Raw genomic sequence first — 22,207 nt, forward strand, 5'->3', positions numbered from 1 at the left:
TTTTTATGTTGATGAATGTAATAGACGATTATACGCTTTATAGGCTGTGGTGACTGCGAGGAATGAACCGATTAAAAATAAAACTGAGCCGCCAAATGTAAATATTCGGCCAATATACGTTCCTCTAGCTTCTTCTATTTTTTGTTGTAATTGCGTATTCATATGGATCACCTCGTCAACTATAGGCATTTAGTTATAGTCTATGTAGAACGCCTATATTGTGTGAAGTGTAAATGAAAAACCTCGGTAGGCACCGAGGTTTTTTATAATCCGATATAAGGAGATGGGTCAACTGCGTTTGTCTTGCCGACATTCCATTCTCCAAGATGAAGTTCGAAGTGTAAATGTTGTCCGTATGATTGGCCCGTATTCCCCATAAATCCAAGCTGATCGCCTTGTTTTACAGTTTGTCCATTCGATACAGAACGACTATTCATATGAGCATATACTGTCGTATATGTTTTTCCGTTTATACGGTGAGATAAATACACTACGTTTCCGTAACTAGATGATAATTCTGAGCGAATAACAACGCCATCTGCAGCAGCGATAATTGGAACCGTTCCCGAAGCAGCGATGTCAATTCCTTTATGGTTATCTAAAGAACGTACACCAAATCCGGAAGTTTTTGATCCAGCTGCTGGTTTGATAAAACCACCGATATTTGTATCATGTGGTGTTGGGGCCGCTTGAGCAGATTTAGTAGCTTGTTGTTTGCGAGCCTCTTCTGCCTGGCGGGCTTCTTCCGCTTTACGAGCTTCTTCCGCCCGTTTTTCTTCTTCAATTGCTTTTTGAACAGCTTGACGTTGATTTTCTAAAATGCCCTTGGATTCTTCTAATCCTTCAATCTCTGAATCTACTTTTGCTACTTTCGTATGTAGATCGTTAATAAGAGTTTGTTGCTGCTGTTGATTATTTTGTAATTCTTGTTGTTTTTGTTCTAGTTTTTGTTCAGAGTCTTTCAGTTGTTGTTCTTTTTTCTCAACAGCCTCTTTTTCTGTCGTTACAGCATTTTGATCAGATGTTTGTTTTTTTACAATATCTGTATCGTTGTTTAATATTAAACTTACGGAGTACATATTATCAACAAGATCAGCAATGTTTGTAGAGTTTGTTAATACTTCTGTAATGATATTTGTACGCGGTTTTTCTTGCATAGATTGTAATCGTTGTTTAATAACTTCCTGACGTGTATCTATGTTTGTTTGTAATTGTTCTATATGTTTCTTTTTGTCAGTAATTACTTGTTGTGTTTTGCTAATTTCTTTTTTTGTATCGTTTAATTCAGTCTCATTTTTATTAATGGAGGTAGTTAATTCATCGATTTTCTTCTGTAATTCTTGAATTTCTTTTTCTATTTGTTCTTTCTCGACTGATTTATTTTGTAAGTCACTTTGTTTGCCTTCTAATTCAGATTGAATGTTAGATAATTTATCTTGATTCGTTTCAGCGTATACGGGTGAAAGTAACGGGGAAGCAAAAATCGTTCCTGCTGCTAAAACGCTAAACGCCGCAAATTTCTTTTTCATTGTTGTCTGACTCCTTTCCCTATGAATGTTATATATCATAAGAAGAAGGGTGTCTATCGTTGTAATCATAATGTAAAGAAAATTTTATAAAATTGCTAAGTTTTGTCGGAATTTATCATTTTTCAACTGTAATTGTCATAGTGCTTACATTTTATTCATATGTGTAACAAAGGTAAATTTTGGGATTTATCTGTGGAATGAAGGAGGAAAGTAATCGTTTTTATGAGGTGAAATATTACTTGGAAAGCTAATAAAACACTAGTAAGGAATCGTTCTCATGTTAGGTTTTCTAACATGGGTCTGCTTTTTGTCAAGAAAATTATTTGTGTTCGGGCAAAGTTATTTTGTTGTCAGATTTAAATTTTTGATTTATGATTTTTAACAGGGACAAAATGTAGTGAATTGTCGAATAATATGTAATACTCTTAATTTCTTAGTTTTATAGAGATAGAATGAGAGATAGAGTGACACATCGAAGAGGGGGTTACAACAAATATGAAAAGAATAGGACTTGCATGGCAAATATTAATAGGACTTGCGCTTGGTATTGTGGTTGGTGCGATTTTCTTTGATAATCCAGCTGTTGTGAAGTACTTACAACCAATTGGTGATATTTTCATCCGATTAATTAAAATGATCGTTGTACCGATTGTTGTAGCAAGTATTGTTGTTGGGGTTGCTGGTGTTGGCGATGTTAAAAAACTAGGTCGACTAGGCGGAAAAACAATTCTTTACTTTGAAATTATTACAACAATTGCAATTATTGTTGGTCTATTAATAGCGAATATTTTCCAACCAGGAAAAGGCGTAAATATGGAGCAGTTAACAAAGACAGATATTTCGAAATATACACATACGACAGAGCAAGTACAAAGTCATTCATTTGCAGATACATTTGTAAATATTGTTCCAACGAACATTATGAAGTCGTTAGCTGACGGAGATATGCTTGCTATTATCTTCTTCTCTGTACTATTTGGTTTAGGTGTAGCAGCGATTGGTGAAAGAGGAAGACCAGTTCTTCAATTTTTCCAAGGGGTAGCTGATGCAATGTTTTACGTAACAAACCAAGTTATGAAATTTGCACCATTTGGTGTGTTTGCACTAATTGGTGTTACAGTTTCTACATTTGGTCTTGCTTCATTAATTCCGTTAGGGAAATTACTAATTGTCGTATATGGAGCAATGATTTTCTTCGTCGTAGTTGTCTTAGGACTTACAGCGAAAATATTTGGAATTAACATTTTCCAATTCTTTAAGATTTTAAAAGACGAGCTGATCTTAGCGTATTCTACAGCAAGCTCAGAAACAGTTTTACCAAAAATCATGGAGAAAATGGAGAAATTCGGTTGCCCGAAAGCAATTACATCTTTCGTTATTCCGACAGGTTATTCATTTAACTTAGATGGATCAACTTTATATCAAGCAATTGCGGCTATTTTCTTAGCGCAAATGTACGGTATTGATTTATCTATTACACAACAAATTACATTGTTGCTTGTATTAATGGTTACATCAAAAGGTATCGCAGGTGTACCGGGCGTATCATTCGTTGTATTATTAGCGACACTTGGTACAGTAGGTATTCCACCTGAAGGCTTAGCGTTCATTGCTGGTATTGACCGTATTTTAGATATGGCTCGTACAGCAGTTAACGTTGTAGGAAACTCTTTAGCAGCTGTAGTTATGTCTAAGTGGGAAGGTCAATATGACGCTGAAAAAGGACAAGCTTATTTAAAAGAGATTTCTGAAAAGGGTCAAGCGGCTTAATTATAATATGAACAAGCTCTCACATAATATGTGGGAGCTTTTCTGTATATAGAAGAGGAGCAGACATAATGAAACGAAAATATGGTGACGGTTCTTCGTGGAAGAGACTAATAGAAAAGAGTTATACGGTTAAGCAAGTGGAAGAGGGAATGCTCGGAATACTGGATATAAAAAAGGTGAGAGAGCCTAGTTGTAAAGAATATGATGGTAAAGAAATTTGTATTGCAAGTGATGGGTATACGTGGGTTCAATATTTCATTAATGGAAAGAACTTTGCGATTACAGCTATGTTAGATGATAGGCACAATTTAGTGCAATATTATATTGATGTGACGAAAGAATATGAAATAGACGATCGTGGTTTACCGTATTTTGATGATTTATATTTAGATGTAGTATTATTACCCAGCGGTAAGGTGTATATATTAGATGAAGAAGAGCTAGAGGATGCTTATAAAAGTGGCGATGTCACGAAGGAAGAGTATGAGTTAGCTTGGTACACTACGAAATGGATATTAGCAGCAATGAAAAATAGTGAATTTTATTGGATTTCAATATTGGAAGAAGAAATCGAAAAGTTAAAATGATTGTTGTATTCGAATTTTTGTATAATTACCAAAAAAATCTATACAAAAAATAATTGACTTTTGTTTTGTAAGCGAGTAAAGTTAGGGAAGAAATTATTATTAAAAAATAAATATGAAACCTTCTTATAAAGAGAGGCGGAGGGACTGGCCCTACGATGCCTCGGCAGCGGACTCGATTTCAGAGTGCTGTGCCAAATCCAGCAAGCATGTGCTTGAAAGATGAGAAGAGCGTTTCTTATAGATGTATAAGACCTCTTCTCATCGGAAGAGGTCTTTTGTTATTCATTAGAAAAAGGTTGAAACTAGGGAGAGATGGTACTTTGAAAGAAACGAGAGGAAATGGTTTAGCTTTATTACCACTTGGGATATTTTTGGCGCTATTTATTGGTTCTGGAATTATTACAGGTGATTTCTATAAATTGCCGATACTTGTAGCGATTTCAATTGCTGTAGGAGTCGCTTTAGTGATGAATCGTAAAGAAAGTTTTAATGTGAAAGTAGAGCGGTTCGCTAAAGGTGCAGGAAATCCGGATATCATGATTATGGTATTAATTTTTGTGCTTGCAGGTGCATTTTCTGAAACTGCTAAAGGAATGGGCGGAGTAGACTCAACTGTTAATTTAGCGTTAACTATTTTACCGCCAGGATTTATCGTAGCTGGAATCTTTGTTATTGGTGCATTTATTTCATTAGCGATGGGAACTTCAATGGGAACAATTGCAGCATTAGCGCCGATTGCTGTAGGTATTAGTGGTCAAACCGATATCTCAATTGCGCTTGCAATGGCTACTGTTGTTGGCGGAGCGATGTTTGGTGATAATTTATCATTTATTTCAGATACAACAATCGCAGCTGTTCGTTCACAAGGAACAGAAATGAAAGATAAGTTTAAAACGAACTTTTTAATTGTGTTACCAGCGGCTATTATTACAATTGTACTATTAGTAATAGTTACTTCAGGAAGTGACACGCAGATTAAAGCACATAGCTTTGATTGGATAAAGATTTTACCGTACGCAGGAGTACTTATTACAGCGCTACTTGGCTGGAATGTACTTATTGTATTAACTGGTGGAACTGTACTATCTGGTGTTATCGGCCTTATAGATGGAAGTTACACGTTAGAAAGTTTCTTTAAAAGTGTAACGACTGGAATGGGCGGTATGATGGAGTTAGTATTACTTGCTATATTAATTGGCGGTATGGTTGAATTAATCCAATATAATGGTGGTATTCAATATTTAATGAATGTATTAACACGTAATATTCGTTCGAAAAAAGGAGCGGAATTTGGTATTGCTGGTTTAGTGAGTATGACGAATATGTGTACAGCGAATAATACGATTTCAATTATCTTTACGGGCCCGCTTGCAAAAAATATTGCAGATCAATATGAAATAGACCCTCGTAAATCAGCGAGTGTATTAGATCTTTTCTCATGTTGTGTGCAAGGATTAATTCCGTACGGTGCCCAAATGTTAACGGCAGCAGGATTTGCAGCGTTATCTCCGGTTGAATTGTTGCCATATGCATTTTATCCAATCTTAGTTGGAGTATGTGGGATTGCTTCTATTTTAATTGGGTTTCCAAGGTTTTCGAAAGTAGCTGAGAAAAAAGAGTATCATAAAACAGCTTAATTTAATATGAATGTTAGTAATTAAAAAACGTGCAGAGGATAGACTCTGCACGTTTTTTTGCGTAAAGGGCTGAATATGACTCGGTCTTAAGTCTGAGTTAAAAACGGTTCTTAAGCTCGTTATGGAAAGATGAAAAAATAGTTAAGATAAGAGTATCAAATCGAAGGGAGGCAAGCACAAGATGAAACAATTTCTAGCGTTTATCGCAGCCGGTATTTTGGCTTTAATTGCTCTTGGTAGTCTTGCTGGTATTGTAGGATTTGCAATCGGAGCAGGAGTTGTATATTGGAGCTATAAATCATTTGTGCGAGCTAAATCATTTTTTGGAAAGTTAGCTTGGGGGATTGTTGGTTTAATCGGTTTATCCATTGCACTTTCTCATTCGCCAGCATTAATCGGTATCGCTGCTTTAGTGGTTTTATACTACGGATACCGTGAGTGGAAAAAAGAAAAAGATGTAGTTGTTGAATCTGCTCCAGAAAGTTCTAAACCATATAGCAACTTTGAAGATGAGTGGAACAAATTAATGAAAAACTAAAACAATAAATCAAATTATAATTAAAGTAGAAGAGAGGAAGATTTATAATGAAACAATCTTTATTCGGACGTGTACGCGATGCAATTTTAGCTGATTTTCATAACGTGTTAGATGAGAAGGAAAGAAAAAATCCAATTGCGATGTTAAACCAATATTTACGTGATAGTGAGCGTGAAATAACAAAAATTGAGAAGTTAATTGAGCGTCATAAAACATTAAAATCTAACTTTGCTCGTGAGCTTGAGCAAGCACGTTATTTCGTTAATAAAAGATCAAAGCAAGCTATCATTGCTCAAGAAGCAGGCGAATTGCAATTGCACGAACGTGCGTTAGAAGAGGTAGCTTATTATGAAGGTCAAGTAACTCGATTAGAAGAAATGTATGCAGGTGTTGTAGAGCAAATTGATGAGTTAGAGCGTCGTCTTTCTGAAATGAAAAATAAATTAAAAGAAATGCACGCAAAGCGTATGGAACTAATGGCACGTGAAAATATGGCACATGCAAATCGTCGTATGAATACTGCGATGCATAAAATGGATGAAAATAATCCGTTCTTACGATTTGAAGAAATTGAAGATCACATTCGTGACTTAGAAACTCGTATGAATGAAGAGCATGAGCGTGATACATTTGATATGAAAATTGCAAAACTTGAGCGTGAAATGAAAGAAAAGAATGATGTATCGTTAACGAAAGAGTTAACAAAATAATAGTAGTATATTATAAAACAGGCTTATGATATAGTGATAGGAGAAAAGGTGTTGGAAAGCAATGCCTTTTCTTCTATGTATATGTGACAAGAAGGGGGGAGCTGAAATGAAGAAACATTTTTCAAAGACACAATTAATGGGGATGCTCCTCATCATATTTGGATTCGGTCTTTTTCTTGATATGATACTTGGACATTTTGAACCAGGTGGTCTCATTTTTGCATTTATTATGCTTATGTTTGGAAGGCATTATCGTAAAAAGAATCGTTATGTACGGGGAAATGTATTTTTATTTGTTGGTGGTATCGTATTTTTATTTTTCTTATTTTCATCAGCAGCATTTGTTCTTGTCGTATTTGCTTGTTTAGCTTTAATTGGTTATCAATTGATTCAACAAGGGCATCAGCAAAAAGCAATGAAGGTTGAAATTAAAGAAAAAGGGATTATAGACGAAGAGAAGCAAATATATCGTACAGAAACATATTTGAAAAATATGTTTGTAGGCAATGTGCGAATGATGGATCATATTTATGAACTTGAGGATATTAATGTTCAATATGGTGCTTGTGATGTGGAAATAGATTTAACAACTGCTATGATTCCAGAAGGGGAAACGGTAATTGTTATTCGGGGTGTCGTTGGTAATATTCGTTTATATGTGCCGTATGATATTGAACTTTCTTTAAATCATTCTGTTATTGTCGGACGTGTGCTCTTGCCAGGTCATGAAGAGACAGGGTTTAACCGCAATGTTACATTTAGAACAGAGCAGTATAAAGAGGCTCCTCGACGTATTAAAATTATTTCTTCGCTTGTCGTAGGCGACACGGAAGTGAGGAAAGTATAATGAAGAAACAAAAAAATATTTCGTGGATGTATATTCGTTATTCTATGTTGTCCTCTGTTAGTATCGCACTCATTTGTACAATTGTATATGTATGGAAAAGCGAGCAACAAGTGTATGATTTATTATGGAAGGAATCCATCGCTTCTGTTCCAATTGGCTTGTTTATTATGACTACAAGTTTACTTATCGGGGGAATTGTAGGATATGCAATCGGTTATTATATAGAGCAGCGTATACAAGGATTAAATACTTTTCTATTTGAAGTAGAGCGAGGGAATTTTCCGAGCGATGTTTCGTTTACTGCAGATGATGAATTTCATGAAGTGGAACGAAAAGTAATCGTTCTGGCTCGTCGATTAGAGGAGCAAGCTGGACTCTTTCAAAAAGTAACGAATGAACGAGCTCATTGGAATGAAGAGATGAGACAAGAAGCGATTTCTCAAGAAAGGCATCGTTTAGCAAGGGAGTTGCATGATTCAGTAAGTCAGCAGCTTTTCGCAATGTCGATGATGATGTCAGCGATTAATGAACAAATAACTGAATTTCCAGATGTGACAAAAAAACAATTGCAACTTGTTGAAAATATGGTTGTAAATGCTCAATCAGAAATGAGAGCATTGCTCCTTCATTTACGTCCTGTACAATTGGAAGGTAAGAAACTGACAGAAGGTATAGAGGAATTATTAACGGAATTATCGCGAAAACAACATATGAAAATTGAATGGCTTATTGAGCCAATAGAATTAAAAAAAGGTGTAGAAGATCATTTATTCCGTATTGTGCAAGAAGCGCTATCAAACACGTTGCGACACGCGAAGGCAAAGAAAACAGAAGTGCGCCTTCGAAAAATTGATCAATATGCGATTTTAAAAATCATTGATGACGGCGTTGGGTTTGAAGTAGGGGTTAATAAGGCTGGTTCATATGGCCTAAGATCGATGCAAGAGCGTGTTCATGAAATTGGTGGGACACTTAAGGTACTTAGTTTCCCGGCCAAAGGTACACAAATAGAAGTAAAAGTACCGATTATGATTGAGAGAGGGGGAGAAGTATGATAAAAGTATTGCTTGTCGATGATCATGAAATGGTTCGTATGGGTGTATCGGCATATTTATCAACACAGCCAGATATTGAAGTAGTAGGGGAAGCTGAGAATGGAAGAAAAGGATCAGAATTAGCATTGCAATTAAGGCCGGATATTATTTTAATGGACCTTGTTATGGATGAGATGGATGGTGTCGAAGCAACACGTGCTATTATTCAAGAATGGCCAGAAGCAAAAATTGTAGTTGTAACAAGCTTTTTAGATGACGAAAAATTGTATCCTGTTATTGAGGCTGGGGCGACCAGTTACTTATTAAAAACATCAAGAGCAAGTGATATTGCTGATGCTGTACGAGCTACTTATGATGGAGAAACAGTATTAGAGCCGAAAGTTACCGGGAAAATGATGTCCCGTATGCGTCAAAAGAAAGAGCAACCTTTGCATGATGATTTAACGGAAAGAGAGTTTGAGATTTTGTTATTAATTGCAGAGGGAAAAAGTAATCAAGAGATTGCGGACGAGTTATTTATTGCACTGAAAACGGTAAAGACACATGTGAGTAATATATTAAATAAATTGAATGTAAGTGACCGTACTCAGGCGGTTATTTATGCATTTAGGCATCAATTAACGAAGTGATAAAGTGAAACTTTAATCAGTGGGGAGGTTGTTCCTCTCCCACTGATTATCAGCCCTCACCAATCGGACTTTTACGGGCAGTTAATGCGGGATAAAGTAAAACTTTAATTGGCGGGGAATTCCTCGCTGATTATTGGCTCGATGCAATATAGATTTGGCGTTAAAACAATTGAATGTTTTTATTGACGACAAATAATGTAAGCGTTATCATCGAGGTGTTAACAGTACATATAAAGGGGAGAATGTATATGTTAGTTCAAACTATATTCGGAATGGATAAGTCTAAAAAATTAGGGGATTATGTGAACGCATTACAAGCGCTTTGTGAACAATATAATGTTGAAACAGATAAAATTGCGATTATTGAGGCAACAGAGGAATACTATTTATTTTTAGTAAAGCAAGAAGAGCGCTATGATGTTGTCAAGGTAGAAACAGTTGATACGAATATTGAATATTATACGAAGGCTTATAAAATAAGCAGTTTTAATCATGCTGCGTATCAAATGTAAAAAAAACTCCCTTTTGGGAGTTTTTTTAGGAGGCTTTTACTTCGTGAGATTCGGTTACTAATGGAACTTTTTTCGTACCGCTTAACTTAGCCATTGCAAGACCAATAAGAGCTCCTACTAATGCTGGTATTAGCCAGCCGATTCCTTCATTATATAAAGGGATAAATTCAAAATATGGTGTGATAAATGAAACTGAAATACCACCTTGTTTTAATCCATCAAATACGCTCACTACAGCTGCTCCAATTAAAGCACCTACATAAACAGAGCGATATCCACCGAAGTATTTATGAAGTAATGATAGTAGTACGAGTACAATCGCAATTGGATACACAACAAGTAGAATTGGAACAGAGATTGCGATAATTTTCGTTAAACCTAAGTTGGCAACTAGTAATCCTAATGCGCAAATGATACTCGCGAACGTTTTGTATGAAAATGTAGTCAATAATGTTGAAAAATATTGGCTGCACGCAGATACGAGTCCAACGCATGTCGTTAAACAAGCGAGTGTAACGATAAGAGATAATAGGAGCAAACCGTATGGACCGAATAATTGTTGTACGATAACAGTAAGTAGCTGTCCGCCATTTTTTGCATATCTGAGCGAGACGCTAGTTGCCCCAAGCCAGCCGAGTGCACCGTATACAAGTACGAGCCCTGTAGCGGCAATAAGCCCTGCTTTTGCTGTGGCGATGGCAATGGACTTACGATCATTCACACCTTTAGAGCGAATTGCATTTACAACGATAATTCCGAATGCAAGTGCTGAAATAGTGTCCATTGTTAAGTAGCCTTCCATAAAGCCTTTGAAGATTGGAGAAGTTTGATACTCTTGCATTGCTGGTCCTGATTGCCCAAGTGGTGTAAATACACTTTTAACAAACAATAAGAAAATAGAGAGTAATAAAATAGGTGTTAATACATTTCCAATACGATCAACAAGTTTAGATGGATTCAAACTCAGCCAAAATACGATAGTAAAGAAGATGATTGTATATACAAATAGCACTAGGCTGCTAGAGCGGATTGTTTCTGGCAAGAAAGAACTAACCCCCATTTCATAAGCGACATTTGCAACACGTGGGATGCCCATGGATGGACCGATAGCAATGTATACAACTACTGTAAAGAAAATTCCGAATAATGGATGGACATGACTTGCAAGTTGCTGCATTCCATTTCCTGATAGAGAAATTGCGATAACAGTAAGTAGTGGTAAGCCAACTCCTGTTAGTAAAAATCCAATCATTGCTGGCCAAAAGTTTTCACCTGCGTTTTGCCCAAGCATGGGAGGGAAAATTAAATTACCTGCCCCAAAAAATAAAGAAAATAGCATAAGACCCGTGAAAAAAATATGTTTTTTTGATACAGTGTTCATTGTTTTTCCTCCTTTTTCATTCATTTGTAAGAACACAAAAAACTCGTCCCTAAAGAAAGGGACGAGTTATATTTACCCGCGATACCACCCTAATTTACACATGTAGAAATAAATCTATATGTATACGGCTTTGCAACGTACAACATGATACGTGTTCCTTGTAACGGGGGACGGCCGGTAAGAACTTACTGTAACATTCGGTTCTACTTCTCGGAGATGATTTTCGGTTACGCACTGAACGTTGGCTTTCAGCAAATCGCCAACTCTCTGGGGAACAGTTCTATAACGTACTCGTTCTCGTCAATGAATTTTTATTCAAGTATTCTGACAGTATTGTTGCATGTTTTTTTTAGAAAGTCAATATGTTTTTTGAAAGATATATTTATATACGGAAATATCGAAAGTGATATTCGTTGTTGCAAAAGGAATAATGAATTGTAAAATAGGAGTAAAAATTTACGGAGAATTGTAAAATTTATAGAGAAAGTTGATATTTATAGGAGTAAAGAAGGGATTGTTTGAATTTACAGAGAATAATACAACAATCCACTTGCTGGAAAGAACAAACCAAAAGAGGTGACTGAAATGCTTGCGATGGGAGTATTATTTGGCATTATTGCTATAATTGGTTTTATGTGGTTATATTATTCGCGTTCGTTTAAACAAGCAGAAGTTTTACTCTTTCAAAAAGGTAGTTTATTGACAAATCAGTCTAGATATTTAGTATGTCCGAAGTGTGGAAGTGCACAGGCCAGAAGTGGAGGATATCAAGAGTGTTGCAAAATTAGATTATGAAAGAAAGGAAGCCTCACATTATTTTGTGAGGCTTCCTTCCTTACAACTTCATGGCGCTCCAAATTGTCCATCGATCTCTTTCAATAATAGGAGAGACGTTTTGTAATGCGGTCTGTATATGTTGTAGAAGTTGAGAAAGTTCATCATCTGTTAACTCATATAGAATGGATCGACCTGTTCGAGGAGATAAATCTTGCAATAATGCTTCTACAGAATCATGTATTTTTCGTATTTCCCATTGTGTTTGTGCGGGAAGTACATGAAGAGAATGTTTTTGTAATTCTGTCTGTATAGTGTTGGTTTTTGGACGTCTTTTTGACTCTATTTCAATAAGTTTTGGAAATAGAGAGAAAAAATATCCGCGAATGTGTTCGGGACTTCCTGGAATTGTACAATCTTCAATTGTTCGATCTTGTAAAATAAGTACACCGTTTTTATTTAATATACGAGAAGCTTCACGTAAAAATGTAGGAATGTCTTGTAAATGATGAATAACTGCACGCGAAATAACTATGTCGAATGTTTCATTAGGGTATGGGATATTATGTGCATCACCGTGGATGAATGAAATGTTTGAAAAGTTGTTACAATTTTCTTTTGCAGCTTGTAATATTTCTTTTGAAAAATCAAGTCCCACAACATTTTTGGCTCCCATAAGAGCGAGTTCTTTCGTATAAATCCCACCACCACAGCCGATATCAATTATTTGCTTGTTTTGTATTTCTGTAATGTTTTTTACCATTTCAGCCCAAGAAATATGAGCGTTTCTTATTGCATATGTGTACTTATTATTTTCATCATGAAAATTAATGGACATGATAAAGACCTCCTTTCAATGATTAGTATAGCGTATTTAATAGGATGTCACGTTTTTGTTTTATGTATGAAGATTATAAGGATTTCTTATCGTAAGAGGAGGATTAATTTGAAAGGGAAATATGTATTGGTGTTGTTGTTTGTTATGTTACTAGCAGCTTGTGGTCAAGTTGAACCGAAAAAAGAAACAAAAAAAGTAGAAGAGACGGTGAATGAAGTGAAAGAAACAATAGGGGTAACCGTTATACAAAAAAAACATAAAGAGAAAAAGTTGCAGGAATCAGAAGCGAAGTTAGTAATAGACATTTTGAATAAAGCTGAGAAACAAGAAATAACAGGAAGCTTCGGTGAACCTGAATATGAAATACAAATTAGTAGAGATGGGAAAAAAGAAACTTATTATGCATGGTTAAGGGGAGAAGATAGACGAGGATGGGTGCAATATAAGAAAGCTATGTATATGTTGAATGAAAAAGATACGGAAAAGCTTTTGGATATATTTCCAAATGTCTCAGAACAAAAAGAAGATGAGATGCAGGTAAGCCCTTTAACGGAAGTAACAAAAAAAGATTTGCAGATTACCGCGTTTCATATTAAAACAGGCGATCAAAACGTGAATTATACGGTACGGTATACGATTTCACAATCACTATACAATAAGTTAGTGAAGGAGCAAGAATATTATTTGCAACTCAATTTTCCAGAAAAAGTTCAAAAATTAATTGGAGCAAAAGAGAGTGAAATGATTTTAGGTGAAAAAGTAAAGGAAGGGTATAAGCAATATGAATTACATGCTACTGTTCCGATAAACAGCGCTTCAGAATCACAATTAAAATCATTAGAAACATATTACGAAAATTATGATTTGAAAATATTAAACAGTGAAAAAGAAAAAATAGGTGTGTTTCAAAATATAATTCAGATTGTTAAAGATTATGGTGAAAAAATGAATTTTCAAAGATAAAGTGAGACTTTAATTAGCCCTTACGGATTGGAATGAATGTAAACTTGTCAAATCTATATGACCTTTCCTAGGAAATGATAATAGAGAGGGGAAAGCACCCCTCTCTATTACTTTGCTTTTGTAGATGGCTCATTCATTGATTTTCGTGTAATAAGAAAAGAAATCATAAGAGCGGAAAGGATGACAAGGGCAATAAATACGTGATTGGGCAACAAATCTAATAATAATACGTAACTAACGGTATAAAAAATAAGAGTTGAGGCTAAAAACGATAGAGCACCTATTATAAGAGATTGTAAATTCATTTGTGTACACCTCCTTTTATTTATATTTTTGGCTGAAAATGGATTATATAAACATTATTTCTAACAATAGAAAAAAATATGTCATAATAGAGAAAAGAACAAGCTTTGATGAATGATATGATTCATTAATGAGAGATAAAGGAGAGGAATATGAAAAATAATAAAAAAGGATTATGGGGAATTATTGTTGCGATAGGTCTATTTTTACTGTCTAAGTTAAAGTGGGTATTTGCAATTTTTAAATTAGCAAAGTTTTCAACGGTATTTAGTATGTTTCTATCGCTTGGCGCATACGCAGTTCTATATGGTTGGAAATTTGGAGTGGCGCTCATTTATTTGTTGTTTGTTCATGAAATGGGCCATTTATGGGCTGCGAAAAGAAAGGGGATCCCAACATCGCCAGCAATCTTTATTCCATTTATGGGGGCTCTTATTGGAATGAAAGAGATGCCGAAAAATGCGAAAGAGGAAGCTTACATTGCCTATATGGGTCCGCTTTTCGGACTTCTGTCATTTTTACCGGCGATACCGCTTTATATAATGACGAAAGAGCCATTTTGGGCGCTTGTTATTTTGCTTGGAAGTATGATTAATTTCTTTAATTTAATTCCCGTTTCGCCGCTAGATGGTGGGCGAATTATTTCAGTTGTCAGTACTAAAATTTGGGGAGCAGGCCTTATTTTATTACTTGGCTATTCAATTTACTTTAAAAGTATTTTGGGAGGATTTATTGTTATTATCGGTTGTATGGAGTTATATAGAGTAATAAAGAGAGATGAGCCGATTAAGGAATTAGGGCATAAAATTGATGGGATGAAAGAATATGTTACTAGGCTTGAAGAGGAATTAAAAGAAACGGGTGCTGTACATCGGACTATATACGTGATGCATCATGAGATGAATGCATTAAGACAAAGAGAACGGGAAAAAGAGTTACAAATAGGTGAACTTCAAAAAATGGAAGTGTTAGAGTATCTTTTACCGAAGTTCGAACCGTTAGATTATGTTCCATATGAAGATGAAAAAGATGAGTATACAATTCACATAAGGGAAGCATTTGAAGCGTCAGAAAGAAAATTAAATGAGTGGAAAACAGAAAAGGAACAACAAGAAAACTATTATAAAGTGGATGCGAAAACGAAATGGACAGTATTTGCTTGTTATATCGGATTAATGGCTATACTCGGTTACACAGCTTATGAAGGATATATTGTTTTACAAGAACATTTGCCAACGAGAAATGTATAGAAAAATATTGTCGAAATGATAGGAAGAATTTATACAGGAATTATATTTCTACGAGAGAAAGTTACAAGTATAGTCATACATTGTAATATTTTTAGTAGAGAAGGAGTTCTGTGTATGAAGAAATTGTTAAATGTATTAGGTATTATTATCGTGATGATCATTGCGAGTTATAGTCTTATGAAAGTGCTGTTACATTATGCAAATAAGCCTGCTGAGGTAAATACAATAGCTCAAATAGAAGATGTGCAAGAAGAGACAAAAGTGCTAGATTTTATTCGAATGACACATGAAAGCTATAATAATTTCTTAAATTATGGTAAAGCAGAGAATTATACAGATGGGGATTGGAATCAATTTAAGCAATGGTTTCAACAACAAGAACAATCTTTAAAAAATATACATACGGAAATAAAGAATGAAAAAATAAAACGCGATGTAAATAGAAGCTATGAAATTGTAAAAAAAGGTGTGGAACTTCAAAATATTGAGTATGTAGTGTATGCTCACCGTGTATATCATGACTTGGATATTATCGTAAATAAATATAGAGGTGAAACGAATATCTGGGGGTATACGGAGTTTGGCGATGGGAAAGATATAAAAGTAATCGAACAAGCTATACAAACAAAATAATAAGCTAGCTAGAATTCTAGTTAGCTTATTTTCTTTTGTAAATGCAATGTTCATATATTATTCACAAAAACACCGTGTTAATAGTGATTAAAATCACAATCTGCATTATAAGATTCAGTTAAACTAAAAACAGTTAAGGAAATAGAGGAGTGGGATACAATGTTAAGTGCAAAAACAATTGAAATCGTAAAGTCAACAGTACCATTATTACAAGAAAAAGGCGTTGAAATTACAACGAGATTTTATGAAATTTTATTTTCGGAACATCCGGAGTTATTGAATATTTTCAACCATACAAATCAGAAAAAGGGAAGACAACAACAAGCGTTAGCGAATGCTGTTTATGCAGCTGCAACGTACATTGATAATTTAGAAGCTATTATTCCAGTTGTAAAACAAATTGGTCATAAGCATAGAAGTTTAGGTATTAAAGCAGAGCATTATCCGATTGTAGGTACATGTTTACTACGTGCCATTAAAGAGGTCGCAGGTGCACCTGATGAAGTTTTAAATGCATGGGGAGAAGCATATGGTGTCATTGCTGATGCATTCATTAGCATTGAAGCAGAGATGTATGAAGAAGCTGCACATAAAGAAGGTGGATGGAAAGACTTCCGCAACTTTGTGATTGTAAAAAAAGTGAAGGAAAGCGATGTTATTACGTCATTTTATTTGAAACCTGAAGATGGAGGGAAAGTTTCTTCATTCATCCCAGGTCAATATGTAACGATTCAAATCAATATTGAAGGTGAGACATATACACATAATCGTCAATACAGTTTATCCGATGCTCCTGGGAAAGAATATTATCGTATTAGTGTAAAAAAAGAAAAAGGTGTAGATACACCAGACGGTAAAGTGTCTAATTACTTACATGAACATGTAAAAGAAGGAGATGTTTTACCAGTAAGTGCACCAGCGGGAGATTTCGTGTTAAATATGGATTCAACATTACCAGTTGTACTAATTAGTGGTGGAGTAGGGATTACACCGATGATGAGTATGTTAAATACGTTAATTGAACAAGATTCAAAACGTAATGTATATTTTGTTCATGCAGCAATAAATAGTAATACACATGCAATGAAAGAACACGTTAAGGCAGTAGAAAATGAATATGAACAAGTTAAAGCATATACTTGTTATTCTGCACCGACTGAAAAAGATTTAGAAATGAAGAACTTTGATAAAGAAGGTTTCATTGAAAGTGAATGGTTAAAAACTATTATTCCGACAACTGAAGCAGAGTTCTATTTCTGTGGTCCAGTAGCATTTATGAAGCATATAAATGCTGCACTAACTGATTTAAGTGTGAAACAAGAGCATATTCATTATGAATTTTTCGGCCCAGCAACAAGCTTACAATAAGCAAAAAAACGAGGTATTTATTTTACCTCGTTTTTTATTTGTTCTCGTAATAAACGGTTTACTGTTTCACGGCGTATACCTATCAGTTGGCCAATTTCGGTTTGTGTTAATATTTCATATATAGGAATGTCACCTAAATATAGAGTGAACCATTCTTGTAAACGATGAAGACGTTCTTTCGGAGAGACGGTTGTCAATTGATCAATTCGTTGTTGCATCATTCTTAATTTAGATTGCAATTGCATAGCAATGTTAGCATACGATTCGGGATTTGCTTGAAGCCTCTCATACCATTCACTACTAGTGATCGGTTCCACTTCTGTTTTTATTAAAGCGATAGCTGTACCGTGATATTCTTTCGGTGAAATTAAAGAATGATGAGGTATCGTTTCACCTGGAACGATAATATTGAATAAAAATGGTGTTCCGTTTTCTTCTAGCCGAACTACTTTTAATAAGCCTGTTTTTATAAAGTATAAAGGACCGTCCTCGCCTTGACGGAATAGTACATCTCCTTTGTGTAGAATCAATGTTAGCCCCCCATTAATATGTTTCTATTTCTTCTATTTTAGCGTATATGTATATAGACAATATGCTATTTCAACAGCAATTTCATTGACGAAATGTATGCTATTACAGTAGTATACTATTTAGTGTGTAATAGTACTAGCAATGAATACGCTGTAGGGGGTTTAGTATATTGTTAGATGCGATGAGAATGACGGATATGAGAATTCCGGCGAATGCTATCATTCATGTAGAAGAGATGAAAGGTGGAGTCGTTTTATCCGTTGAAGTAGACGGCCAAATTATTTATACGATGGCTTATGATGAAGAAACAGATAGCTATGCTGAATTATATGATCGAAACGATAAGAGGGCGTGCCAAGTACATGAAGACTTCATGGGGTGGTCACTTCTTCATTAAAAAAGATGTCAATATGACATCTTTTTTTATTAAATCGATAGAATATACAAAGAAATGAAATATAAGGATAAAATTTGTAATAATTGATTTTGCATTGTTAACACTCTGTAACTGCAAGTGAACTATTTTTTCGCTATCATAAAGATAACAGTCGCAGTTATAGGAGTGGTCAACTTGAAGAAAGTACATATTTCAAATTATATGTTATTATGTGTTTGTTTAATTTTATTTGTTCTCCTCGGAGGATTTTTATATTCATGTGTATAAGAACCTGTCTGAAATCTATGATATAATCTATACAAAAAAGGATGTTTCCTAATGATACATGATTATACCAGTAATATTACTCGTAAACAGTTTGAACTGATTCGTGAAGATTTAGAAAATGCACGGAAAACGACGCGCCCACGCACAGTTGATTTGTACGAGGTATTCTGCGGTGTACTATATTTGCTTACGACAGGTTGTCAATGGCGTAATCTGCCAAGGGACTTTCCAAACTGGAAAACCGTCTATTCCTACTACCAGATTTGGCGGAAAGTAGACGAGAATGGCATAAGTCTTCTTGAAAAAGTGCATAAAAAAATTGATCGAAACCTATCGTGAACAAGAGGGGCGAAAAAAACAGACAAGCTTCTGCATCGTAGATGCACAAAGTGTAAAAAACACATGGATAGCGAGTGAAAAAGGCTACGATGCGGGAAAGAAAGTATCAGGAATCAAACGACATATCGCTGTAGACACCAATGGTCTCATTCATGCGATTGAAGTAACAACTGCGAATATAACAGATCGAGAAGGTGCTATCCAAATGTGTGAAAAGCATAAAAAATCATTGGACAAAGTGACAAATATACTTTGTGATGGTGGATATACGGGCCCATCATTTGCACAATCGATAAAAGAAACGATTCATTGTTCAGTTGAAATTATCAAACGCTCGGAACTTCACAAGTTTGTTGTGTTACCCAAACGCTGGATCGTAGAGCGAACTTTTGCTTGGTTGGAAAATTACCGCAGACTGTGGAAAAACTGTGAACGAACACTTGAAAACAGTAGACAAAGTTGCTTATTGGCAGGTGTGGCAATTTTATTGAAAAGATTCTAGACAGGTTCTAAGAAAAACGCATTCTAAAAAGAATACGTTATAAAAGGGAAATAATGATTAATCTAGTTCCAAGAATAATCAACGTAATACGTAATAAATTAATTACGGCGTTACCACTTAGTTTTGTATTAATGTAAGACCCGATTTTTCCGCCAATCCATGCACCCGGAATCAGGATTAATGCATAAATCCAGCTGACATTTCCAAGTGAGATGTGAGTTGCAGAACTTACAATTGCTGATAGAAATACGATGAACATTGAAGTTGCTACTGCAATATGTGCTGGGAATGCAAAAAGAAGCATCATTGCTGGAACAAGTAAGGCACCGCCACCAATTCCAAATAATCCAGATATAAACCCAACTATAAAGGCGATAAAGATAGCAAGAAACGGTGGGAATTGGTAGTGTACAGTATTTCCATCATTATCTGTAAAAGAACGCTTAATTACAGACGTATTTGAGAGGGAAAGAGGTTTTAATTTGTCTCGAAGCATAAGTAGAATTGAGACGAATATAAGGAAAATCCCAAAGTATAAAGAAAATGTGTCTTGGTTTAAAAATTTATTTGCCCATGATCCGATAATACCACCAGGGCCGCTTCCGATAAATAAAATAAGTCCACTTTTATAATCTACTCGCTTATGCTTCATGTAAGTAAGGGTGGAAGATAGTCCTGTGAAAACGACTGTTACCATAGAAGTCCCTACTGCAAGTTGTGGTGATAAACTGTGTAATCCAATTAATAACGGAACAATAATAATTCCGCCTCCAAGCCCAACTAGGCTGCCGACTGTTCCGGCGATTAGTCCGATGAAAAGTAACATGATGTATTCCAAAATTGCCAACTCCTCTAAATAACTTATCCACCAATTATTATACACGCTTTTTAATGAGAAATAGGCTTGTTCACAAAAAAGTCGTCTTCCTAGAAAAATAAGGAAGACGACTTTTGATTAGAAAACAAAATGTAATAGGTAGTAAAACAGAGCAGCTAAAGAAGCTGAAATAGGAAGTGTAATAACCCATGTAATTAACATGCGTTTTGCAGTTCCCCATTTTACCCCTTTCACACGGTGAGAAGCACCAACCCCTAAAATAGAAGAAGAGATAACGTGCGTCGTACTAACCGGTAAGTGAATGAATGTTGCACCGAAAATAACAAGTGATGATGATAAATCGGCAGCTACACCATTTACAGGACGAATTTTCATAATTTGTCCACCGACAGTTTTAATAATTTTCCATCCGCCGACAGAAGTACCAAGCCCCATTGCGATAGCACAAGATAATTGTACCCAGAACGGGATATCGCTAGAAGTATGATAGTTATTAGCCATAAGAGCCATCGTAATGATTCCCATTGCTTTTTGTGCATCATTCGTACCGTGTGTGTAGGCTTGTAATGCTGCAGTGAAAATCTGGAATATACGGAAGTTCTTATTCGTTTTTGTTAAGTTAAAGTTTTTAAATACTACTTTAAAAATACTGTATACGGTATAACCAATAACGAAAGCGATAATCGGTGAAATGATTAAAGCTTCAATAATTTTAATAAATCCTTTAAGATTTAGCGAGCTAATCCCAGCGGCCGCAATTGCTGCACCTGCGATTGAGCCGATAATTGCATGCGAAGAACTACTTGGAATACCGTAGTACCAAGTAATTAAGTTCCAAGCTATCGCCGCAAGCAAAGCAGCTAAAATTACAAGAGAACCATTTTGTAAGGCGAATGGATCAACGATATCTTTTGTAATCGTTTTTGCTACACCTGTAAATGTCATTGCGCCTAAAAAGTTCATAATAGCCGCCATAATAATGGCATGTCTAGGCTTTAGAGCTTTCGTTGAAACAGCCGTTGCAATAGCGTTTGCTGTATCGTGAAATCCATTGATAAAGTCAAAAGCTAAAGCGCAAATGACTACTAAAACGGTTAGTATCAAGAGTGTATCCATGATCAAACTCCTTACGCGTTCTTCATAATAATTGTTTCTAATACGTTTGCAACGCTTTGACAGCTATCAGCTACTTCTTCAAGCTCTTCGTAAATCTCTTTAAATTGAATAATCTTAATCGGATCTTTTTCACGAGAGAATAAGTTCTTAATCGCATGACGGCGAATATCATCACACTGTGATTCATAATCCTTAATCTTAATCGCATTTGTACGAATGTCGACTAATTTTTTGTTAGACATTAATTCAACAGAGTTTGCAATCTCAATCGCACATTGATTAATTGCTTCTACGAATTTAATCATGTATTCATCAGCTTCTGTAATAGAATACATTTCGAACAGACCAGCACTGTGATCTAATCCGTCTAATACATCATCCATACTCATTGCAAGTTGTAGGATGTCCTCACGCTCAATCGGAGTGATAAACGCTTTGTTTAACTCCATAATGATTTCGTGAATAAATGAGTCACCTTTTGACTCATACTCTTTCATGCGCATAGAAAACTCTTTTAAATCGCTAGCATTTTTAATTTTATACTCCACGAAAAACTGCGCGCCTTCTTTTAAATTTTCGGAAACATTCATTAACATTTCAGAAAATTTATCTTTTTTTGATTTAAAGACCATTATTGTTACCCCCACAAAAGTAATATATGTAAAATATATTGGCTAATCAATTCTAACAAAAAACTGTCGTTTTTTAAAACATTTTATCGAAAAGTTTACAAAAACTTAACATAACTCTCGTTGTTCTATTAATAATATTAATATCCAATAGTGAATATCTTACTTGTAGAATGTCCTTTTCTTGCAAAAAGTATGAATGTAAAAGAAAAGCTTTACACTATAGGAATGACTACGTTATTATAATAAATTTAAAAGGCGGTA

General features: G+C 35.2%; 25 protein-coding genes, 1 riboswitch and 1 other annotated feature. Of the genes, 16 read left to right on the plus strand and 9 right to left on the minus strand.

From position 1 onward, the window contains the following. Positions 1-3: 3 nt before the first annotated feature. Both V6946_RS07585 and V6946_RS07590 read right to left on the minus strand, forming a co-directional pair. Positions 4-162 (minus strand): hypothetical protein, encoded by a 159-nt coding sequence (locus V6946_RS07585; RefSeq protein WP_001096006.1) that lies wholly within the window; start codon positions 160-162, stop codon positions 4-6. Positions 163-263: 101 nt separating this feature from the next. Then, entirely contained in the window at positions 264-1,529 is a 1,266-nt protein-coding gene (locus tag V6946_RS07590; protein WP_000726086.1) for a murein hydrolase activator EnvC, read from the minus strand. A 495-nt stretch (positions 1,530-2,024) separates the two neighbouring features. On the opposite strand from V6946_RS07590, the gene gltP reads away from it, so the two are divergent. The 9 genes from gltP (at position 2,025) to V6946_RS07635 (ending at position 9,814) form a co-directional block, all read left to right on the plus strand. Further along, positions 2,025-3,299 (plus strand): glutamate/aspartate:proton symporter GltP, encoded by a 1,275-nt coding sequence (gene gltP / locus V6946_RS07595; protein ID WP_006915601.1) that lies wholly within the window; start codon positions 2,025-2,027, stop codon positions 3,297-3,299. 68 nt (positions 3,300-3,367) lie between these two features. Next, positions 3,368-3,886 carry a DUF402 domain-containing protein gene (locus V6946_RS07600; RefSeq protein ID WP_006915599.1) on the plus strand — a complete coding sequence of 173 codons (519 nt, stop codon included), beginning with the start codon at positions 3,368-3,370 and terminating at the stop codon, positions 3,884-3,886. Between the two features lie 120 nt (positions 3,887-4,006). Beyond that, positions 4,007-4,112, plus strand: a riboswitch (SAM riboswitch). A 94-nt stretch (positions 4,113-4,206) separates the two neighbouring features. Next, the gene (locus V6946_RS07605) at positions 4,207-5,523 is read left to right on the plus strand and encodes a Na+/H+ antiporter NhaC family protein (RefSeq protein WP_000665494.1); all 1,317 of its coding nucleotides are present in this window, start codon (positions 4,207-4,209) and stop codon (positions 5,521-5,523) included. A gap of 181 nt (positions 5,524-5,704) precedes the next feature. After that, on the plus strand, positions 5,705-6,061 hold the full coding sequence (locus V6946_RS07610; protein WP_000808640.1) for a hypothetical protein: 357 nt from the start codon (positions 5,705-5,707) through the stop codon (positions 6,059-6,061). A gap of 47 nt (positions 6,062-6,108) precedes the next feature. After that, positions 6,109-6,771: a PspA/IM30 family protein gene (locus V6946_RS07615; protein ID WP_000814127.1), complete on the plus strand. Its 663-nt coding sequence runs from the start codon at positions 6,109-6,111 to the stop codon at positions 6,769-6,771. Positions 6,772-6,877: 106 nt separating this feature from the next. Beyond that, positions 6,878-7,618 (plus strand): cell wall-active antibiotics response protein LiaF, encoded by a 741-nt coding sequence (gene liaF / locus V6946_RS07620; protein WP_000716095.1) that lies wholly within the window; start codon positions 6,878-6,880, stop codon positions 7,616-7,618. After that, positions 7,618-8,673, plus strand: coding sequence for a sensor histidine kinase (locus tag V6946_RS07625; RefSeq protein WP_000744326.1), 1,056 nt, complete (start codon positions 7,618-7,620; stop codon positions 8,671-8,673). Before liaF ends, V6946_RS07625 begins: the two co-directional genes overlap by 1 nt. Then, a complete protein-coding gene (locus tag V6946_RS07630) occupies positions 8,670-9,302 on the plus strand; it encodes a response regulator transcription factor (RefSeq protein ID WP_000598707.1) in 633 nt (210 codons plus the stop codon). The genes V6946_RS07625 and V6946_RS07630 overlap by 4 nt, the downstream gene beginning before the upstream one ends. A 173-nt stretch (positions 9,303-9,475) precedes the next feature. Continuing rightward, entirely contained in the window at positions 9,476-9,814 is a 339-nt protein-coding gene (locus tag V6946_RS07635; RefSeq protein WP_002025529.1) for a DUF3922 domain-containing protein, read from the plus strand. A gap of 25 nt (positions 9,815-9,839) precedes the next feature. Here the strand turns inward: V6946_RS07635 and brnQ3 are convergent, their stop codons facing one another. After that, entirely contained in the window at positions 9,840-11,195 is a 1,356-nt protein-coding gene (brnQ3, locus tag V6946_RS07640) for a branched-chain amino acid transport system II carrier protein BrnQ3 (RefSeq protein WP_406622281.1), read from the minus strand. Between the two features lie 54 nt (positions 11,196-11,249). Further along, positions 11,250-11,508: a binding site (T-box leader), on the minus strand. Between the two features lie 272 nt (positions 11,509-11,780). On the opposite strand from brnQ3, the gene V6946_RS07645 reads away from it, so the two are divergent. Beyond that, complete coding sequence (locus V6946_RS07645) at positions 11,781-11,990, plus strand: hypothetical protein (protein ID WP_000880630.1); 210 nt, start codon at positions 11,781-11,783, stop codon at positions 11,988-11,990. 40 nt (positions 11,991-12,030) lie between these two features. On the opposite strand, the gene V6946_RS07650 is transcribed toward V6946_RS07645, so the two are convergent. Then, positions 12,031-12,807, minus strand: coding sequence for a class I SAM-dependent methyltransferase (locus V6946_RS07650; RefSeq protein WP_000026272.1), 777 nt, complete (start codon positions 12,805-12,807; stop codon positions 12,031-12,033). Between the two features lie 108 nt (positions 12,808-12,915). Between V6946_RS07650 and V6946_RS07655 the strand changes: the two genes are divergently transcribed. Next, positions 12,916-13,770 (plus strand): hypothetical protein, encoded by an 855-nt coding sequence (locus V6946_RS07655; protein ID WP_006915519.1) that lies wholly within the window; start codon positions 12,916-12,918, stop codon positions 13,768-13,770. Between the two features lie 107 nt (positions 13,771-13,877). Here the strand turns inward: V6946_RS07655 and V6946_RS07660 are convergent, their stop codons facing one another. Continuing rightward, positions 13,878-14,075 carry a hypothetical protein gene (locus V6946_RS07660; protein WP_001053357.1) on the minus strand — a complete coding sequence of 66 codons (198 nt, stop codon included), beginning with the start codon at positions 14,073-14,075 and terminating at the stop codon, positions 13,878-13,880. 150 nt (positions 14,076-14,225) lie between these two features. Between V6946_RS07660 and V6946_RS07665 the strand changes: the two genes are divergently transcribed. From V6946_RS07665 to hmpA, 3 genes are all read left to right on the plus strand, one after another. Further along, a complete protein-coding gene (locus V6946_RS07665) occupies positions 14,226-15,323 on the plus strand; it encodes a site-2 protease family protein (protein ID WP_006915517.1) in 1,098 nt (365 codons plus the stop codon). A 114-nt stretch (positions 15,324-15,437) separates the two neighbouring features. Continuing rightward, a complete protein-coding gene (locus V6946_RS07670) occupies positions 15,438-15,956 on the plus strand; it encodes a hypothetical protein (RefSeq protein ID WP_000735227.1) in 519 nt (172 codons plus the stop codon). Positions 15,957-16,115: 159 nt separating this feature from the next. Further along, positions 16,116-17,324, plus strand: a complete 1,209-nt coding sequence (hmpA, locus tag V6946_RS07675) for an NO-inducible flavohemoprotein (RefSeq protein WP_006915513.1) — start codon at positions 16,116-16,118, stop codon at positions 17,322-17,324. A 17-nt stretch (positions 17,325-17,341) separates the two neighbouring features. Here the strand turns inward: hmpA and V6946_RS07680 are convergent, their stop codons facing one another. After that, entirely contained in the window at positions 17,342-17,854 is a 513-nt protein-coding gene (locus V6946_RS07680) for a Crp/Fnr family transcriptional regulator (protein WP_000600589.1), read from the minus strand. 170 nt (positions 17,855-18,024) lie between these two features. Here V6946_RS07680 and V6946_RS07685 point away from each other — a divergent pair, with 170 nt between their 5' ends. Both V6946_RS07685 and V6946_RS07690 read left to right on the plus strand, forming a co-directional pair. Next, positions 18,025-18,252: a hypothetical protein gene (locus V6946_RS07685; protein ID WP_000883009.1), complete on the plus strand. Its 228-nt coding sequence runs from the start codon at positions 18,025-18,027 to the stop codon at positions 18,250-18,252. Between the two features lie 318 nt (positions 18,253-18,570). Beyond that, positions 18,571-19,360, plus strand: a protein-coding gene (locus V6946_RS07690; RefSeq protein WP_372584424.1) for an IS5 family transposase whose coding sequence is annotated in 2 segments (ribosomal slippage) — positions 18,571-18,828 and positions 18,830-19,360 — 789 coding nt in all. Because the reading frame shifts where the segments join, the coding sequence is not laid out codon by codon here. Positions 19,361-19,397: 37 nt separating this feature from the next. Here the strand turns inward: V6946_RS07690 and V6946_RS07695 are convergent. The 3 genes from V6946_RS07695 to V6946_RS07705 all read right to left on the minus strand — a co-directional run bounded on the left by V6946_RS07695 (position 19,398) and on the right by V6946_RS07705 (position 21,946). After that, entirely contained in the window at positions 19,398-20,198 is an 801-nt protein-coding gene (locus V6946_RS07695) for a sulfite exporter TauE/SafE family protein (protein WP_366981540.1), read from the minus strand. Between the two features lie 117 nt (positions 20,199-20,315). Next, entirely contained in the window at positions 20,316-21,314 is a 999-nt protein-coding gene (locus tag V6946_RS07700) for an inorganic phosphate transporter (protein WP_000380273.1), read from the minus strand. Positions 21,315-21,325: 11 nt separating this feature from the next. Then, the gene (locus tag V6946_RS07705; protein ID WP_000231449.1) at positions 21,326-21,946 is read right to left on the minus strand and encodes a DUF47 domain-containing protein; all 621 of its coding nucleotides are present in this window, start codon (positions 21,944-21,946) and stop codon (positions 21,326-21,328) included. Between the last annotated feature and the right edge of the window lie 261 nt (positions 21,947-22,207).

Source organism: Bacillus sp. PPSBB_2 (assembly GCF_045291115.1).
In the GTDB taxonomy this organism is placed as follows: Bacteria; Bacillota; Bacilli; order Bacillales; family Bacillaceae_G; genus Bacillus_A; species Bacillus_A cereus.

Coding starts and splice junctions, on each gene's coding strand:
- V6946_RS07625 (WP_000744326.1), top strand. CDS start 7,618: ATGAAGAAACAAAAAAATATTTCGTGGATGTATATTCGTTATTCTATG.
- V6946_RS07600 (WP_006915599.1), top strand. CDS start 3,368: ATGAAACGAAAATATGGTGACGGTTCTTCGTGGAAGAGACTAATAGAA.
- V6946_RS07615 (WP_000814127.1), top strand. CDS start 6,109: ATGAAACAATCTTTATTCGGACGTGTACGCGATGCAATTTTAGCTGAT.
- hmpA (WP_006915513.1), top strand. CDS start 16,116: ATGTTAAGTGCAAAAACAATTGAAATCGTAAAGTCAACAGTACCATTA.
- V6946_RS07645 (WP_000880630.1), top strand. CDS start 11,781: ATGCTTGCGATGGGAGTATTATTTGGCATTATTGCTATAATTGGTTTT.
- V6946_RS07585 (WP_001096006.1), bottom strand. CDS start 162: ATGAATACGCAATTACAACAAAAAATAGAAGAAGCTAGAGGAACGTAT.
- V6946_RS07630 (WP_000598707.1), top strand. CDS start 8,670: ATGATAAAAGTATTGCTTGTCGATGATCATGAAATGGTTCGTATGGGT.
- brnQ3 (WP_406622281.1), bottom strand. CDS start 11,195: ATGAACACTGTATCAAAAAAACATATTTTTTTCACGGGTCTTATGCTA.
- V6946_RS07590 (WP_000726086.1), bottom strand. CDS start 1,529: ATGAAAAAGAAATTTGCGGCGTTTAGCGTTTTAGCAGCAGGAACGATT.
- V6946_RS07700 (WP_000380273.1), bottom strand. CDS start 21,314: ATGGATACACTCTTGATACTAACCGTTTTAGTAGTCATTTGCGCTTTA.
- V6946_RS07650 (WP_000026272.1), bottom strand. CDS start 12,807: ATGTCCATTAATTTTCATGATGAAAATAATAAGTACACATATGCAATA.
- V6946_RS07705 (WP_000231449.1), bottom strand. CDS start 21,946: ATGGTCTTTAAATCAAAAAAAGATAAATTTTCTGAAATGTTAATGAAT.
- V6946_RS07670 (WP_000735227.1), top strand. CDS start 15,438: ATGAAGAAATTGTTAAATGTATTAGGTATTATTATCGTGATGATCATT.
- V6946_RS07660 (WP_001053357.1), bottom strand. CDS start 14,075: ATGAATTTACAATCTCTTATAATAGGTGCTCTATCGTTTTTAGCCTCA.
- liaF (WP_000716095.1), top strand. CDS start 6,878: ATGAAGAAACATTTTTCAAAGACACAATTAATGGGGATGCTCCTCATC.
- gltP (WP_006915601.1), top strand. CDS start 2,025: ATGAAAAGAATAGGACTTGCATGGCAAATATTAATAGGACTTGCGCTT.
- V6946_RS07610 (WP_000808640.1), top strand. CDS start 5,705: ATGAAACAATTTCTAGCGTTTATCGCAGCCGGTATTTTGGCTTTAATT.
- V6946_RS07635 (WP_002025529.1), top strand. CDS start 9,476: ATGTTTTTATTGACGACAAATAATGTAAGCGTTATCATCGAGGTGTTA.
- V6946_RS07665 (WP_006915517.1), top strand. CDS start 14,226: ATGAAAAATAATAAAAAAGGATTATGGGGAATTATTGTTGCGATAGGT.